18 protein-coding genes are annotated in these 15,750 nt (G+C 73.9%); 9 read left to right on the top strand and 9 right to left on the bottom strand.

The window, feature by feature from the left end; genetic code table 11:
- Nucleotides 1-5: 5 nt before the first annotated feature.
- Together AB0G11_RS06605 and AB0G11_RS06600 are read right to left on the bottom strand one after the other, a co-directional pair.
- Complete coding sequence (locus AB0G11_RS06605) at nt 6-1,076, bottom strand: serine hydrolase domain-containing protein (protein WP_357584399.1); 1,071 nt, start codon at nt 1,074-1,076, stop codon at nt 6-8.
- Nucleotides 1,073-1,504, bottom strand: a complete 432-nt coding sequence (locus AB0G11_RS06600) for a GNAT family N-acetyltransferase (protein ID WP_357584397.1) — start codon at nt 1,502-1,504, stop codon at nt 1,073-1,075. Before AB0G11_RS06600 ends, AB0G11_RS06605 begins: the two co-directional genes overlap by 4 nt.
- Before the next feature lie 17 nt (nt 1,505-1,521).
- Here AB0G11_RS06600 and AB0G11_RS06595 point away from each other — a divergent pair, with 17 nt between their 5' ends.
- The 6 genes from AB0G11_RS06595 (at nt 1,522) to cpt (ending at nt 7,966) form a co-directional block, all read left to right on the top strand.
- The gene (locus tag AB0G11_RS06595; RefSeq protein WP_357584395.1) at nt 1,522-1,857 is read left to right on the top strand and encodes a hypothetical protein; all 336 of its coding nucleotides are present in this window, start codon (nt 1,522-1,524) and stop codon (nt 1,855-1,857) included.
- A gap of 114 nt (nt 1,858-1,971) precedes the next feature.
- Nucleotides 1,972-2,541, top strand: a complete 570-nt coding sequence (locus AB0G11_RS06590; protein WP_219512528.1) for a hypothetical protein — start codon at nt 1,972-1,974, stop codon at nt 2,539-2,541.
- A gap of 54 nt (nt 2,542-2,595) precedes the next feature.
- The gene (locus AB0G11_RS06585) at nt 2,596-3,552 is read left to right on the top strand and encodes an ATP-dependent DNA ligase (protein WP_357584393.1); all 957 of its coding nucleotides are present in this window, start codon (nt 2,596-2,598) and stop codon (nt 3,550-3,552) included.
- A 46-nt stretch (nt 3,553-3,598) separates the two neighbouring features.
- Nucleotides 3,599-5,074, top strand: a complete 1,476-nt coding sequence (locus tag AB0G11_RS06580) for a carboxylesterase family protein (RefSeq protein WP_357584391.1) — start codon at nt 3,599-3,601, stop codon at nt 5,072-5,074.
- Between the two features lie 101 nt (nt 5,075-5,175).
- Nucleotides 5,176-7,356 (top strand): cellulose binding domain-containing protein, encoded by a 2,181-nt coding sequence (locus AB0G11_RS06575; protein ID WP_357584389.1) that lies wholly within the window; start codon nt 5,176-5,178, stop codon nt 7,354-7,356.
- 37 nt (nt 7,357-7,393) lie between these two features.
- A complete protein-coding gene (gene cpt, locus AB0G11_RS06570) occupies nt 7,394-7,966 on the top strand; it encodes a chloramphenicol phosphotransferase CPT (RefSeq protein WP_357584387.1) in 573 nt (190 codons plus the stop codon).
- A 6-nt stretch (nt 7,967-7,972) separates the two neighbouring features.
- On the opposite strand, the gene AB0G11_RS06565 is transcribed toward cpt, so the two are convergent.
- A complete protein-coding gene (locus AB0G11_RS06565; protein WP_357584385.1) occupies nt 7,973-8,857 on the bottom strand; it encodes an EamA family transporter in 885 nt (294 codons plus the stop codon).
- Nucleotides 8,858-8,948: 91 nt separating this feature from the next.
- On the opposite strand from AB0G11_RS06565, the gene AB0G11_RS06560 reads away from it, so the two are divergent.
- Nucleotides 8,949-9,449 carry a MarR family transcriptional regulator gene (locus AB0G11_RS06560; protein WP_219512509.1) on the top strand — a complete coding sequence of 167 codons (501 nt, stop codon included), beginning with the start codon at nt 8,949-8,951 and terminating at the stop codon, nt 9,447-9,449.
- Here AB0G11_RS06560 and AB0G11_RS06555 read toward each other — a convergent pair whose 3' ends face one another.
- The 5 genes from AB0G11_RS06555 to AB0G11_RS06535 are packed head-to-tail and all read right to left on the bottom strand — an operon-like array spanning nt 9,450 to nt 13,822.
- Nucleotides 9,450-10,064, bottom strand: coding sequence for an energy-coupling factor transporter transmembrane protein EcfT (locus AB0G11_RS06555; protein WP_357584383.1), 615 nt, complete (start codon nt 10,062-10,064; stop codon nt 9,450-9,452). It abuts the gene before it with no gap.
- Entirely contained in the window at nt 10,061-10,735 is a 675-nt protein-coding gene (locus tag AB0G11_RS06550) for an ABC transporter ATP-binding protein (RefSeq protein WP_357584381.1), read from the bottom strand. The genes AB0G11_RS06555 and AB0G11_RS06550 overlap by 4 nt, the downstream gene beginning before the upstream one ends.
- Nucleotides 10,736-11,869, bottom strand: coding sequence for a thiolase family protein (locus AB0G11_RS06545; protein ID WP_357584379.1), 1,134 nt, complete (start codon nt 11,867-11,869; stop codon nt 10,736-10,738).
- Nucleotides 11,869-13,221 carry an AMP-binding protein gene (locus AB0G11_RS06540; RefSeq protein WP_357584377.1) on the bottom strand — a complete coding sequence of 451 codons (1,353 nt, stop codon included), beginning with the start codon at nt 13,219-13,221 and terminating at the stop codon, nt 11,869-11,871. Before AB0G11_RS06540 ends, AB0G11_RS06545 begins: the two co-directional genes overlap by 1 nt.
- 7 nt (nt 13,222-13,228) lie before the next feature.
- On the bottom strand, nt 13,229-13,822 hold the full coding sequence (locus tag AB0G11_RS06535) for a biotin transporter BioY (protein WP_357584375.1): 594 nt from the start codon (nt 13,820-13,822) through the stop codon (nt 13,229-13,231).
- Nucleotides 13,823-13,960: 138 nt separating this feature from the next.
- On the opposite strand from AB0G11_RS06535, the gene AB0G11_RS06530 reads away from it, so the two are divergent.
- Nucleotides 13,961-14,578, top strand: coding sequence for a DedA family protein (locus tag AB0G11_RS06530; protein WP_246646405.1), 618 nt, complete (start codon nt 13,961-13,963; stop codon nt 14,576-14,578).
- 11 nt (nt 14,579-14,589) lie between these two features.
- Entirely contained in the window at nt 14,590-15,114 is a 525-nt protein-coding gene (locus AB0G11_RS06525; RefSeq protein WP_357584373.1) for a GNAT family N-acetyltransferase, read from the top strand.
- On the opposite strand, the gene AB0G11_RS06520 is transcribed toward AB0G11_RS06525, so the two are convergent.
- The gene (locus AB0G11_RS06520; protein ID WP_357584371.1) at nt 15,101-15,709 is read right to left on the bottom strand and encodes a dienelactone hydrolase family protein; all 609 of its coding nucleotides are present in this window, start codon (nt 15,707-15,709) and stop codon (nt 15,101-15,103) included. The genes AB0G11_RS06525 and AB0G11_RS06520 overlap by 14 nt on opposite strands.
- Between the last annotated feature and the right edge of the window lie 41 nt (nt 15,710-15,750).

Below are 15,750 nucleotides of genomic sequence, written 5' to 3'. Positions count from 1 at the left end.
TTCGCTCAGCAGAACGCCGTCGCCAGCACCTTCGGCAGCGCGTCGGCGGGGGTCTCGCCCGTGTACGGGTTGCCGGACAGGACCAGCGTGCGGCCCGAGTCCGAGCGCAGCGCGTAGGTCAGATAGCCGAACGTGCCGCCGCTGTGCCCGTACACCTTGCCACCGCACGGCAGCGGGAACGCCTGCAGGCCCAGCCCGTAGCCCATGCCCTGGCCCGCGTTCTCCATCGTGCGCATCTGCTTGAGCGCCTGCCCGCTGGTCAGCTTGCCGCCGAGCAGCGCGTCCAGGAACGTCGCCAGATCGGCCGTCGTCGAGATCATCTCGCCCGCGCCGTACTCCAGGGACGGGTTCATCCGGGTCGCGTCGACCATCTTGCCCTGGTACGGCGCGTAGCCGCGCGCGTGCGGCTTCGGCAGGTCCTTGCGGTGGCCCGGCAGCAGCGTGTGCCGCAGGCCCAGCGGGCGCAGGATGCGGTTCTCGATCTCCTTCGCGTACGGGTTGCCGGTCAGCTTCTCAATCAGCATGGCGGCGATCACGTAGTTCGTGTTGGAGTAGCGCCAGCCCTGGCCCGGCTTGAAGTACGGCGGCTTCGACAGGCCCACGGCCAGCAGCTCCTGCGGCGTCTGGTCGTACAGCGTCTCCCTCGGCCGGTAGTCGCGCGCCGACCAGCCGGGGATGCCGGCGCCCGCGTAGTCGAAGACGCCGCTCGTGTGGTTGAGCGCCTGGCGGACGGTGACCTGGCTGTCCTCGGGGAGCGCGCCCGGCAGGTGCTTGGTCACCAGGTCGTCGAGGGACAGCTTGCCCTCGTCGGCGAGTTGCAGCAGCACGGTCGCCACGAACGTCTTGGTCACGCTGCCGACGCGGAAATAGCCGCGCGGGTCGGCGGGCGCCTTCGAGCGCACGTCCCGCACGCCGACGGCCATCGCCCGGTCGCGGCCGTCCTCGCGCACCAGCGCCAGCGCGGCCGTCATGGCCTTCGCGTCCACCAGCGCGTCCAGCTGGGTCCTCAACTGCTCGTGCGTCGGTGCCACGGTGGTCAGGGCGAGGGCGAGCGCCACGGTCTTCGTCAGGATCATGACCTCAACGCTAGGGACGCCGGACCGGCCGGACCATGCGGCGGACCGCACACCCACCTGCGGAAAACCTCAGCCCGCGACCCTGGCGTACACGTACGCAGTGCCGCGCACGCCACCCCCTGCCCCCTGGCCGATCCGGCCACCCAGTAGCCGACGCTCGCGCGGCCGTGGGGGCCGGGCCACAGCCCGATCTGGCCAACGGCGCGGCCGTCACGGGCGATCGCGAACGAGTAGCCCACGCCGTCGGCGGCTCTCGCCCACTGGCGGCGGACGAAGGCCGCGCCCTCGGCGTCGGAGTACACCGCCGGAACGGAGGTGATCAACGGGATGTACGGGTCGGCGGCGGCCTCGGCGACCGCGGGCAGGTCGGTCAGCCGCCACGGCCGCAGCAGGAAACCGCCGTCGGCGGGAAGGTCGGGGACGGTCATGACACCATGATGGGCTCATGGGCGCCATCGTCTACGTTCGCGGCTGGCTGGAGTTCAACGGGTTGCGGGACGAGGCCGCGCGGGTCATCGGGGACGACTCGGGCTGGTCGTTCCCGGAGGGCTGGTTCGACGTGGCCTCCTACCTGCGGGCCGTCCCCGCGCCTCTGCTGGCCGACTTGGAGGAGCGGGTCCGCGCGGTCGCCGCGCTGCCGGCCGCCGACGAGGACGGCGACCGCGTGTGCGGCCTGTTCCTCGTCTTCCACGAGGTCCACGGCCAGGACGAGTGGCAGGTACGTGACGGCGGCCTGCACATCCGTCCGGCGTCGCCCGACTACGACTATCTGTGGGTCTGAGGTTCTGGGGCGACATGGGGCATTTGGATGAGAAAGGGCTAATGTTCGCCTCACCGGGCCCTCACCGCTGATCGAGATGCTTCTTCATGTCCGCACCGATGGGAAGGAAACGACATGAGGAACGTCAAGCTGGTTCTGGCAGGCGCCGCGCTGACCACCGTGTTCGGCGGGTTCGTGGCAGCCGGTCCGGCGCTCGCCGACGACAGGACCTGCCGGGGCACGATCGGCGCGGTGAGCGTGGACAGCCTGTATGTGCCGAAGGGCGCCACGTGCAAGCTGTCCGGCACCCGGGTCGAGGGTGACGTGAAGGTGGGCAAGGGCGCGACGCTGCTGGCCAAGCGGGTGAAGGTCGACGGCAACGTGCAGGCCGATGGCGCCCGCTCGGTGTCGGTGACCTCCCGTTCGGTGGTGGGCGGCGACATCCAGGTGGAGGACGGGGGCGCCACCACGGTGACCTCGTCGCGGGTCGACGGCAACATCCAGCTTGAGGACAACGACCGCCGCCAGCGCGTCGAGGGCAACCGGGTGGACGGCGACATCCAGGTGAAGGACAACCGCGGCGGCGTCCGCGTCCACCGCAACAAGGTCGACGGCAACCTGCAGTGCGAGGACAACAGCCCGCGGCCGACCGGCGGCCGCAACTCCGTCGACGGCGACAAGGAAGGCCAGTGCCGCCGCCTTTGACCGCGTTTTGACCATGCTTGCGTCGATCCGGTTCGGGTGGGCATCGTAGACCGGGTGACCAGCGATGAGACACGCGACGGGGTGGCGCTGACCAACCTCGACCAGCCCCTGTTCGACGGCGCGGAGGCGACCAAGCGGGACCTGGTCGACTACCTCGACGCGGTGCGCGACCGGATGCTGCCGGGGCTGCGCGAGCGGGCGCTGTCGGTGATCCGGGTGCGGCCCGGCCAGGCTCCCTTCATGCAGAAGAACCTGCCCAAGTACGCCCCCGACTGGATCCGTACGACGTCGATGTGGGCGGAGGCGTCCCGCAGGCGGGTCACCTACGCGCTGTGCGACGACCGGCGGACGCTGCTGTGGTTCGGCAACCAGCGGGCGGTCGAGTACCACCCGGCGCTGGTGCGGGGTGATCACTTCACCCACCTGGTGCTCGACCTCGACCCGCCGGAGGGGGCGGGGTTCGGGGCGGTGGTGGCCGCCGCGATGCTGGTACGGCAGGCGCTGGCCGACTGCGGGCTGGCCGGGGCGGTCAAGACCAGCGGGGCCAAGGGGGTGCACGTGTTCGTGCCGGTGGTGGCCGGGATCGGCATGGAGGACCTGGCGGCGGCCACCCGGGCGCTGGCGGCGCGCGCCGAGCGGATCGACCCGTCGCTGGCCACGACGGCGTTCATCCGGGAGGACCGGGGCGGCAAGGTGTTCCTGGACTCGACCCGGGCGGGCGGGGCGACGGTGGTGGCCGCCTACAGCCCGCGCATCCGGCCGGGCACGCCGGTCTCGTTCCCGGTGGCGTGGGAGGAGCTGGACCGGGTGTCGCCGCGTGACTTCACCGTCCACACCGCTGTGGACAGGCTCGGCGACGGTGACCCGTGGGCCGAGCTGATGCCCGCCGAGCAGCGGCTGCCCGCCGACCTGATCGAGGAGGGGCACACGATCCCGGTGGCGCGGGTGCAGGCGATGCACGAGGGCAAGCGCCGCGCCAAGGCCCGCCGGGAGGATGAGCGTTCGCCTTAGGCGTTCGTCTTGCGCGATCGCCCAAATTCGGGGTACGGTTCCGGACATGGACATCGTGCTCACCGACCGCGGCCCCGTGCGCGGGCTCGTCACCGCCGACCACCGCGCCTACCTCGGCATCCCGTACGCCGCCCCGCCCGTGGGCGAGCTGCGCTGGCGCGCGCCGCGACCGGCGGCGGCCTGGACCGAGCCGCTGGACGCCACCCGGCCGGGGCCGATGTGCGCGCAGACCGGCGACCACCTGGGAGCCGGAAGCCTCAGCGAGGACTGCCTCTACCTCAACGTGACCGCGCCCCGCGAGGGCGCCGGGCTGCCCGTGATGGTGTGGCTGCACGGCGGCAGCTTCAAGGACGGCGCCGGTCACCTCTACGACGCCCGGCGGCTGGCCGTCCAGGGCCGGGTGGTCGTGGTGACCGTCAACTACCGGCTCGGCGCGCTCGGTTTCCTCGCCCATCCGGCGCTCGACCCCGAGTCGGCCGACTGCGGGCTGCTCGACCAGCAGGAGGCGCTGCGCTGGGTGCGGCGCAACGCGGCGGCGTTCGGCGGCGACCCGGGCAACGTGACGCTGTTCGGCGAGTCGTCCGGAGGCGTCGCCGCCGGGGCCCACCTGGTGATGCCGGGATCGGCCGGGCTGTTCCACCGGGCGATCCTGCAGAGCGCGCCGGTGACCGCGCCGTGGGCGCCCTCGCTCGCCCTGGGCAACAACCCGCGCCCCCGCGCGCAGGCCGAGCGGGAGGGCGAGGCGCTGGTCGCGCGGCTCGGCCTGGCCGACCTGGGCCGGCTGCGCGAGGTCCCGGTCGAGGAGCTGCTGCGGGCCGCCGCCGACCCCGCGCAGCCCGGGTTCGGGCCGGTCGCCGGAGGCGGGGCGCTGCCGGTCGATCCGGCGGCGGCGGTGCGGGCCGGCGACTTCCACCCGGTTCCGGTGCTGTTCGGGATCAACCGGCACGAGCAGCGGATGCACGTGTGGGGGCTGGAGATGGCCGTCCACGGCGGGCCGATCCCCGCCGGGCACTACGCGGACGAGGTGCGCGCGGCCTTCGGCGGCGACGCGGACGCGGTGCTGGCCGAGTACCCGGCGGACGCCTACGCCTCACCGAGCCAGGCGCTGGCCACGGCGCTGACCGACGCCCAGTACGCGCGGCACGCGCTCGACACCGGGGCGGCGCTGTCGCGGCGGACCGCCGCCTACGCCTACGAGTTCGCCGACGCCGCCGCGCCCTGGTTCGCGGCCTTCCCCAAGCCGTACGACATGGGCGCCTATCATGCCGCCGACCTGCCGTACCTGTTCGACGTGGGCTACAACGAGCCGCTGGACGAGGGGCAGCGGCGGCTGGCCGAGTACATGATCGGCCGCTGGGCCGCCTTCGCCCGCGACGGCGACCCCGGCTGGCCCGCCTTCACCGCGCCCGAGCCGTACGTGCAGGCGCTCGCACCGGACGCGACCGGGCCCGTCGACTTCGCCGGGGAGCACCGGTACGCCTTCTGGGCCGCGCTGAAAGTTTCAGCTCCGGCCGGGGTCTGACCTGAATCGATACAACGGCAGCCGCCCGCGTGATTGACCACCGCGCGGGCGGCTTCTAGCGTCTGAGACGTCTCAGTCCTCCCCTCAGTTGGGACTTCACGATGAATCGATTCAAAGCCTGCCTGGCCGCCACGGCCGGGCTCGCGGTCGCGGGCGCGCTGGTCGGGCAGTTACCCGCCTCCGCCGCCGTGGCCTGCGACGTGGACTACGCCGTCGCCACGCAGTGGTCCGGCGGGTTCACCGGCAACGTGACCATCCGCAACCTCGGCGACGCCGTCGACGGCTGGCGGCTGACCTGGACTTACGGGGCCGGGCAGCAGATCACCCAGGCGTGGAACGCCCAGCCGAGCCAGAGCGGCGCCGCCGTCACCATGACCGACGTGGGCTACAACGCCGCCCTCCCGGCCGGGGGCAGCGTCGCCTTCGGGTTCAACGCGTCCTGGAACGGCAGCGCGAACCCCGTACCGGAGTCCTTCGCCCTGAACGGCGTCGCCTGCACCGGTGCCGAGCCGTCGCCGTCTCCCACCGTCACCACCCCGCCGCCCGGCCCCGAGGGCGGCAAGCAGGTCGAGGACCTCGACCGGGGCCTGGTCAGCGTGCGCTCCGGCATTGGCAACCTGGTGTCCTGGCGGCTGCTCGGCACCGAGGCCCGCCAGACCGCCTACAACGTCTACCGGGGCGGCACCCGCATCGCCACCGTGACGAACTCCACCAACTACCTGGATCCCGGCGCCGCCGCCGACGCCACCTACACCGTCCGGCCCGTCACCGGGGGCGCCGAGGGGCCCGCGTCCGAGCCGTCGCTGCGCTTCGGCAACGGCTACCTCGACGTGCCCGTCAGCCCGCCGTCCTCCGGCCACCACGCCAACGACGCGAGCGTCGGCGACCTCGACGGCGACGGCCGCCTCGACCTCGTGCTGAAGTGGGAGCCGAACAACGCCAAGGACAACTCCCAGTCCGGCGTGACCGACCCCGTCTACGTCGACGGCGTCAAGCTCGACGGCACCCGGCTGTGGCGCGTCAACCTCGGCCGCAACATCCGCGCCGGAGCCCACTACACCCAGTTCCAGGTGTACGACTACGACGGCGACGGCAAGGCCGAAGTCGCGATGAAGACCGCCGACGGCACCGTCGACGGCCGAGGCGCCGTCATCGGCGACGCCGGAGCCGACCATCGCAACTCCGGCGGCTACATCCTCACCGGGCCCGAATTCCTCACCATGTTCAACGGGCAGACCGGCGCCGCCATGTCGACCGTGCCCTACGACCCGCCGCGCGGCGACGTCTCCTCCTGGGGCGACAGCTACGGCAACCGCGTCGACCGCTTCCTGGCCGGCACCGCGTACCTCGACGGCGAACGGCCCTCGCTCATCATGGCGCGCGGCTACTACACCCGCTCGGTCATCGCCGCCTGGGACTTCCGCGACGGCCGCCTCACCAAGCGCTGGACGTTCGACTCCAACAGCTCCGGCAACAGCGCCTACGCCGGCCAGGGCAACCACTCGCTCACCATCGGCGACGTCGACGCCGACGGGCGCGACGAGATCGTGTACGGCGCCGCCGCCGTCAACGACGACGGCCGCGGCCTGTGGAACACCCGCTGGGGCCACGGCGACGCCGCCCACCTCGGCGACCTCGACCCCGGCAGGCCCGGCCAGGAGTACGTGAAGATCTCCGAATCGTCCTCCCCGCCCGGCCTCTACATGCTCGACGCCCGCACCGGCTCGGCGCTGTGGCGCACCGGCAGTTCCTCCGGCGAGGGCCCCGGCCGCGGCGTCGCCGGCGACATCCACGCGGGCAGCCCCGGCGCCGAGTCCTGGGCCGCGGGCGCCGGCCAGGACGGCCTGCGCAACACGTCCGGCGCCGTCATCGGCCGCCAGCCCTCCTCGGCCAACTTCCTGTCCTGGTGGGACGGCGACCCCGTCCGTGAACTGCTGGACCAGACCAGGATCGACAAGTACGGCACCGGCGGCGAGACCAGGCTGCTGACCGCCTCGGGCGTCCACTCCAACAACGGCACCAAGGCCACCCCGTCGCTGTCGGGCGACATCCTGGGCGACTGGCGCGAAGAGGTCATCTGGCCGACGACCGACAACCGCGCCCTGCGCATCTACGCGACGCCGCACGTCACCACCACCAAGATCCACACCCTGCTGCACGACCCGCAGTACCGGGTCGCGCTCGCCTGGCAGAACACCGCCTACAACCAGCCCCCGCACCCGAGCTTCTTCATCGGGAACGCCATGCCCACCCCACCCACCCCGGACGTGTACGTCCGCTGACCGCACGCCGGGAGGCGGGGGTCGGTATCGTGGCGCGATGGCTGTTCAGGTGATCGTGCTCAATGGCGGGTCCAGCTCGGGGAAGTCCGGGATCGCGCGGTGTCTGCAGGCGATCCTGCCGGAGCCGTGGCTGACGCTCGGGGTCGACACGATGATCGAGGCGATGCCCGTCGCCATGCGCTCGTCGGAGGCGGGGATCGAGTTCGCGCCCGACGGGGGGATCAGCGTCGGGCCGGAGTTCAGCAGGCTGGACGCCGCCTGGATCGCCGGGGTCGCCGCGATGGCGCGGGCGGGGGCGCGGGTGATCGTGGACGAGGTGTTCCTGGGCGGGGCCGCCTCGCAGGAGCGGTGGGTGCGGGCCCTGGCCGGGCTCGACGTGGCGTGGGTGGGCGTCAGGTGCGAGGCGGCGGTCGCGGCGGCGCGGGAGACGGCGCGCGGCGACCGGGTGGCGGGGATGGCGGTGTCGCAGGCCGAGATCGTGCACCAGGGGGTGCGCTACGACCTGGAGGTCGACACCGCGAAGGCCGAGGCGCTGGAGTGCGCTCGGGTCATCGCCCGGTTCGTCGAGGAGCGGGAGCGCGGCGGCCGGGCGCTGCCCGGGGATCGGTGAGCGTCCTCAGGACTTCCTGGCGAAGGTCTGACCGGCGACGAGCGCGCCGAGCGCGAGGACGAAGCCGGCGATCTGCCAGCCGTTGAGCGTCTGGCCGAGCACGGCGAGCCCGGCGACGGTGGCCACGAGCGGGTTGGTGAGGCCGAGCAGCGACACGGAGGTGGGCGCGAGCCGGTCGATGCCGCGGAACCACAGCGCGTAGGCGATCGCGGTGCCGAACACGCCCAGGTAGGCGAAGCCGAGCAGGTTGGGCCCGGTGAGGGTGGCGGGCAGCCCCTCGACGGCCAGGGTGAGCGGCGCGATGGCCAGGCCGCCGATGGTGAGCTGCCAGCCGGTCATGACGAGTGGCGACTCGGGCCGTCCCCATTTCTTGGCCAGCACGATGGCCAGGCCCATGAGGGAGGTGGCGGCCAGCATGGCGAGGATGCCGAGCGGGTCGAGCCGGGCCTCGGAGGTGAGCGTCAGCAGGGCCACGCCGCCGGTGCCGGCCAGGGCGGCGTACAGGACGGCCCTGGCGGGGCGGGCGGACAGGACGAGGATCGACAGCAGCGCCACGACCAGCGGTTGCACGGACCCGATGGTGGCGGCGACGCCGCCGGGCAGCCGGTAGGCGCCGAAGAACAGCAGGGGGAAGAACGCCCCGAAGTTCAGCATGCCGAGCACCGCGGACTTCCACCACCACGAGCCGGTGGGCAGGCGCCGGGCGACGGCGAGGAGCACGAGCCCGGCGGGGAGGGCGCGCAGGGTGGCGGCGAGCAGCGGCCGGTCGGGGGGCAGCAGCGTGGTGGTCACGACGTAGGTGGTGCCCCAGCTCATCGGGGCGAGGGCGGCCAGGACGAGGTCGCCGACGCGGCCCGGGTGGACGGTCGCCGGCGCGGCGATGGTTGCCATGACGTTCCCTCCTCATTGATAATCTCAACGTTGAGATAACAACACATTGATTCAGCGAACGTCAAGTCTCTTAATATTGAGAGGATTACCGATGGGCGACGCGGTGGACGCGGTCACCGCTCAGTGGCGGCGCGAGCGGCCGGACGTGGACGTGTGGCCGATGGAGGTCATCGGCCGGGTGTCGCGGCTGTCGCGCCTGCTGGAGCGCGGGATCAAGGAGGTGTTCGGCGCGCACGGGCTGGAGAGCTTCGAGTTCGACGTGCTGGCCACGCTGCGCCGCTCCGGCGCCCCGTACGAGCTGAGCGCCGGGACGCTGCTCAAGGCGGCGATGGTGACCTCGGGCGCGATCACCAACCGGATCGACAAGATGGAGGCCAAGGGCCTGGTCGAGCGGGTGCGCGACGTGGAGGACCGGCGCTCGGTCCGCATCAGGCTCACCCCGCGCGGGCTGGAGCTCGTCGACAAGGTCCTGGTCGAGCACGTCGCGAACGAGGCCCGCCTGCTGTCCGGCCTGGCCCCGGCCGACCGCGACACGTTCGTCGCCCTGCTGCGCGGGCTGCTGGAGTCGCTCGGGGACACCGCGATCGACTGATCAGTCGTCGAGGCCGCGCGCGCTGAGCGCCTCGCCCAGGGCGTCGGCGTGCCGCAGCGCGCTGACGACCAGCGGCACCGCGAACGCGCGCAGGCTCCACTCGACCCCCCGCGCCCGCTGGGCCTCCCTGACCCGGACCGCCAGCCCGGCCATCACCGGCACGGTCCTGATGGTCAGCGACAGCAGCAGCGACAGCCGGAACGGGTCGACGCCGAGCCGCCGGGCCGGCCGCAGGCCGCGTTCCAGCGTCGCCAGCATGGCGGAGGTGCGGGTGGTGAGCGTGACCAGCGCCGCCAGGGCCACAGCCAGGACCAGCCTGGACGTGAGCATCGCCGCCGTCGGCAGCCCCGCCATCACCCACTGCACGGCGAACAGCGCCACCGCGAACCAGCGCACCGGCCGGATCTGCGCCCAGGCCGCCGCCGCGCCCACCCCGGACAGCGCGTAGAGCCCGGCGGTCACCAGCGCCGCCGCCCCCATCGCCCACGGGGAGCGCAGCAGCACGAGCACCGTGCAGCACACCGCCAGGCCCAGCAGCTTGACGCCCACCGGCAGCCGGTGCAGCGGCGAGCTCCCGGGCACGTAGATGCCGGCCAGGCCGTTCGCGCCGCTCACGCCATGAGCTTCCGGTAGTGGCCGAGCGCCGACTCGGGGGTGGCGTCGGCCACGATCCGGCCCTCGTCCAGCACCAGCACCCGGTCGAACCCGTCGAGCAGCGGCAGGTCGTGCGTCACCACGATCACCTGCATCGGCAGCTCGCGCAGCACCTCGGCGACCAGCCGGGAGTGGCGCAGGTCGAGCAGCGTCGTGGGCTCGTCCATGATCAGGATCTCCGGCTCCAGCACCAGGACCGAGCAGAGCGCCAGCAACTGCTTCTGCCCGCCGGAGAGCTGGTGGGCCGGGTGGTCGGCGTGCCCGTCGAGCCCGTAGCGGGCCAGCACGGCCGACACCCGCCGCGTCACCTCGGCGGCCGGCAGCTTGTGGCGGCGCAGCGAGAACGCCACGTCCTCGGCCACGGTCGGCATCACGATCTGCGCGTCCGGATCGGTGAACAGGAACCCGACCCGCCGCCGGATCCGCGCCGCGTGCCGCCGCGTGTCGTCGCCGAGCACGGTCACGGTGCCGGACGAGGGCAGCGCCAGCCCGTTGAACAGCCGGGCCAGCGTGCTCTTGCCGGAGCCGTTGGCGCCGGCCACGCCGATCCGCCGCTCCGCGAGCGTGGCGGTGATGCCGCGCAGCACGTCGCGCTGCCCGAGCCGGACGTGCACGTCAGCCAGGTCGATCATTCACACCACCTCGAACAGGGCGGCGACCCCGAGCCCGCCGCCGACCGCCGCCGTCGCCAGCCCGAGCGTCCCCGCCGGCGCGCCCGCCCGGACGAGCCGCGTGAACAGCCGCGTCACCACGACCGCCCCGCTCGCCCCCCACGGGTGCCCGAGCGCGAGCGCGCCGCCGTCGGCGCACACCCGCCCGGCGTCGGCGCCGAGCGGGTCGAGCCCCAGCGCGTCGGTCACCGCCAGCGTCTGCGCCGCGAACGCCTCCACGATCTCCACCGCCGCGACCTGCTCCATCGTCACCCCGGTACGGGCGAGCAGGCGGCGGACGGCGGGCACCGGCCCCCATCCGGGCAGCGCCGGATCGCATCCGGTGACGGTCCCGGCCACCAGCCGCAGCCCGGGCAGCCCGGCCCGCAGCCGTTCCGGCACGACGGCGACCGCGGCGGCGCCGTCGCTGTTGGGCGCCGAGTTGCCGGCCGTCACCGCGCCGCCCGGCACGAACGCCGCCGGCAGCCGCCCCAGCGACCCCTCGCGCAGCAGCCGGGGCCGCTGGTCGCTGTCGCGCCCCTCGACGGGAACGATCTCCGTCGCGAACCGGCCCGCCTCCCGCGCGGCCACCGCCTTGGCGTGGCTCGCCAGCGCGTAGCGGTCCTGCCGGTCCCGCTCGACGCCCCTGGCCACGCCCAGCGCCTCGGCCGCCGCGCCCATCTCCGGGTCGGGATGGCCGTCGGGGGCAAACGGCGCGCGCTCGTACGGCTCGGCCTCGCCACGGCGGGTGCGCAGCGGCGCGGTGGACGCGCTCTCGACGCCGCCCGCCACGACGAGCTCCGCCTCACCGCTCCGTACGGCCTGCCCGGCGAGCAGGACGGCGGCCAGGCCGCTCCCGCACTGCCGGTCGACCGTGACCCCCGGCACCTCGTGGCCCAGCCCGGCGCCCAGCGCCGACACCCTGGCCAGGTTGCCGCCGGGACCCATGCAGTTGCCCAGCATCACGTCGTCCACCGGCAGCCCGAGCCCGGCCGCGTCGCGGACGACCGCCGCGATCACCGGGGCGGCCAGCCGGTCGGCGCCCACGCCCTTGAACGCGTGCCCGGCCGTCCCGATCGCCGTCCGGCGCGCGGCCACCACCACGGGCGCGTCCATCAGGACAGCCGCCGCAGGGCCGGGTCGCCGTCGGCGAGCCGGGCGGCGACGAGCGCGCGGGCCGGCTTGCCCGTCGCGGTGCGCGGCAGCTCCTGGACCGCGTACCAGCGGCGGGGCCGCTGCGCCAGGTCGAGCCCGCCGCGCGCGACGGCCTCCAGCGCGGACCTGGGCGGCGGCGCGCCGGCCGCCTCGACGATCGCGGTGACGACCGAGCCCAGGTCGGGATGGGGCGAGCCGATCACCACGATGTCGCCCACGCCGGGCACGGCCCGCAGCACCTCCTCGACGTCCTCGGGCACCACGGTCGCCCCGCCGGTCTGGATCGCGCCGTCGCCCCGGCCGCGCAGCCGCAGCGCCTCTCCCGGCCGGTACGGCTCGGCCAGGTCGCCGACGCTCATCCACCCGTCGCCGTCGCGGAGCAGCGGCCCGCTCGCCCCGGCCGCGTAACCCTCGGCCAGCCAGGGGGAGCGGGCCCACACGGTGCCGAGGTCGCGGCCCGGCTTGACCCGGACGTCGATCTCCACCCCGGGGAACGGCCGCAACCCGGTGCCGTCGGCGTCCGCGGCCACGAACGACAGCTCGGTGGCCCCGTAATAGGACACCACCCGTATCCCGGCGCGCTCGCGCAGCCCTTCGGCCAGTGCCGCGCCGCCCACGGCGGCCACCCGCAGCGGGCTGGCCGCCGGCCGGGCGGCCAGCAGCTCGGGCAGCCGGTGCGGCACCAGGTGCACGGCCGTCGCGTTCGCGAGCTGCCCGGCCAGCGCGCCGGGCGACCAGCGGCCGGGCACCAGCGCCGTCGCCCCGGCGGCCAGCGCGTGCACGGCCGCGAACCCGTACAGGGAGGAGATCAGCGGCCCGGGCACCAGCACCACGTCGTCGGCGGTGATGCCGGTGAGCTCGCTGAACGGCTCGAACGAGCCGGTCCACGAGCCGCGCGTGCGCACCACGGCGCGCGGGCGGCCGGTGCTGCCCGAGCTGAAGCAGGCCCAGGCCAGGTCGCCGGGCCGGGCCGGGCGGCCGGTGAAGGCGGCGTCCGGCAGGCCGGCCGGGACGGCGTCGACGGTGAGGGCCGCGGGGATCTCGGGCGGCGCCTCGCGGGCCGGGTCGCACAGCAGCGGCGTCCCGCCGAGCAGGTCGACCGCCAGCACGGCGGTGAGCTGGTCGACGGGGTCGGCCGCGCGGATCACGGCCAGAGGCGTCGCGGCGCCTGCCGGGAGAGGGGCGAGGGCCGCGGCGAGCCGTTCGGCCCGCCTGGCCAGGGCGCCGTAGGAGAGCTCGCCCGACGGCCCGGCCAGCGCGAGGCGGCCGGGTCGGGACGCGGCGTGCCGCAATACCTGTGCTGCGACTGGCATGCCAGGTTCAGAGTTCCTTTCCGGCTCGGAGCCGTTCGCGGTGCACGGCCGGGACCGCGTCGGGGTAGGCCCGCTGGGTCCCGCGCGCCACGAACGCCGTCAGCACCGCCTTGGCCACGTCACCCGGCACGAACCCCAGCGTGAGCAGGGCCGCCTGCCCCAGCGTCAGCCCGCCGACGAGCGCCCACAGCGGGATGCCCACCAGATAGACGACCCCGAGGCCACCGGCCAGGGAGGCTACCAGCAGCCGTCCGATGCCCGGGGAGCGCCCGCCGCGCTCGACGATCCACCCGATGAGGGCGGCGCCGGGCAGCCAGCCGAGCAGGAACCCGACCGACGGCCCGGTGAACACCCCCAGCCCGCCGCGCCCGCCCGCCAGCAGCGGCAGCCCGGCCGCGACCAGCAGGATGAACACCGCGATCGCCAGGGCGGCCCGCCAGGAGCCGAGGATCGCCCCGGCGAGCATGACGCCGAGCGTCTGGAGCGTGATCGGCACCGGGCCGAACAGGTTGAGCCCCGGGACGAGGCCGAGCGCGGCGATCAGCGCGGCGAAGACGGCCACCCGGGCCACGTCCACGATGGGGAGGCGCAATCGGTACATTCCCGCTCCTCAGCTAGGTTTTTGCTGCCGGGTCCGATCCCACACCAGAACGTCCGCCGGGGTTATGGAGGGTTGCCACAACGTTGCCCGGCCGAAGATGTAGCGCATAGGCACGCCTCCACGGGCTAGAGACAAGGCATGGCAGACGGGATCGTCGACTGGGTCACGGGTCTGATGGAATCGCTAGGCGCGCCGGGGGCGGGCCTGGCCGTCGCGCTGGAGAACCTGTTCCCGCCGGTGCCGAGCGAGGTGATCCTGCCGCTCGCCGGGTTCACGGTGAGCCGGGGGGAGCTGGTGCTCTGGCAGGTGCTGGTGTGGACGACGGTCGGGTCGGTGGCGGGCGCGCTCGCGCTGTACGGCATCGGCGCGGCCCTGGGGCGCGACAGGATGCACGCGCTGGCCGAGAAGGTCCCGCTGGTCAAGGTCGACGACGTGCGCAAGACCGAGGCGTGGTTCGAACGCCACGGACGCAAGACGGTGTTCTTCGGGCGGATGGTGCCGATCTTCCGCAGCCTGATCTCCATCCCGGCCGGCGTGGAGCGGATGCCGCTGCCGGCGTTCACGCTGTTCACCACGCTGGGCAGCTTCCTGTGGAACACCGCCCTGGTCATGGCCGGCTACCTGCTGGGCGAGCAGTGGTCGCTGGTGGAGCGGTATGTGGGCATTCTCACGTACGTGGTCATCGGGCTGATCGTGCTGGCCGTCGGGGTGTTCGTGTGGAAGCGGGTGACGGAGGGGCGCAGGGCCCGCCGGTAGCCTCGGCTTCCGTGAACATCAGAACGGGCGTCGCGGCCGATGCCGACGCCATCGCGGCTCTCCACACCGAGAGCTGGCGCACCGCCTATGCCGGGATCATGCCGGAGTCCTACCTGGAGGGGCCGCTGCCCGCGACCCATCGCGAGCTGTGGCGGGCCAGGGCCGAGAGCGAGGTCCACCTCAACGGCGGTGACCCGCCCTGCCTGCTGGTGGCCGAGGACGAGGCGGGTGTGAGCGCGTTCGCGTATCTGGTGCCGGAGCGCGACGGCCGGGTGCTGCTGGACAACCTGCACGTGCGGCCCACGCTCAAGCGGTCCGGCCTGGGCCGCCGGCTGATGGACCGGGGGCTCGGCTGGGCCGCCGAGCACCACCCGGGCAAGACCGTCTACCTGGAGGTTCTGCGCGACAACGCCGCGGCGAGGGCCTTCTACGAGCGGATGGGCGGCAGGCCCGGCCGCGCGTTCGTGGAACGCTTCAATGCCGGGTTCGAGCTGGACGTCGTCGAATACACCTGGAGCCCGGTCAACGGCCGGTGAAGTGCCGGGTGAACCAGTCGCGGGCCAGGTCGGCGACCGTCTCGAGCGCCCCGGGCTCCTCGAACAGGTGGGTCGCCCCGGGGACGATCCGCAGCTCGCTCTCGGCGTTCAGCTCCCGCTGGGCGGCCTCGTTCAGCTCGATCACCGGCTCGTCGGCGCCGCCCACCAGGAGCAGCGTCGGGGCCCGTACCGACGCCAGGCGCGGCCCGGCGAGGTCGGGACGGCCGCCGCGGGAGACGACGGCGGCGACGATGTTGTCCGGTTCGGCGGCCGCCCACAGGGCGGCCCCGGCGCCGGTGCTGGCCCCGAAGTAGCCGACCGGCAGCCCGGTCGCGCCCGGGTCCTCGCGCACCAGGGCGGTCGCCGCGAGCAGCCGCCCGGCCAGCAGCTCGATGTCGAACACGTTGCCCCGGTCGGCCGCCTCCTCCGGCGTGAGCAGGTCGAACAGCAGCGTGCCCAGCCCCGCCTCGTTGAGCGCGTCCGCGACGAAGCGGTTGCGCGGGCTCAGGCTGCTGCTGCCGCTGCCGTGCGCGAACACCACCACGCCGAGGGCGTGTTCGGGCACCACGAGCTGCCCCGATATTTCGACATCCACCTGTGACACCTCCAGTCACCAGGCTCCTACCCACTGTGATG

Source organism: Nonomuraea sp. NPDC023979, from assembly GCF_040639085.1.
In the GTDB taxonomy this organism is placed as follows: domain Bacteria; phylum Actinomycetota; class Actinomycetes; order Streptosporangiales; family Streptosporangiaceae; genus Nonomuraea; species Nonomuraea ceibae.
This window is presented reverse-complemented; position numbering and strand designations above follow the sequence as displayed.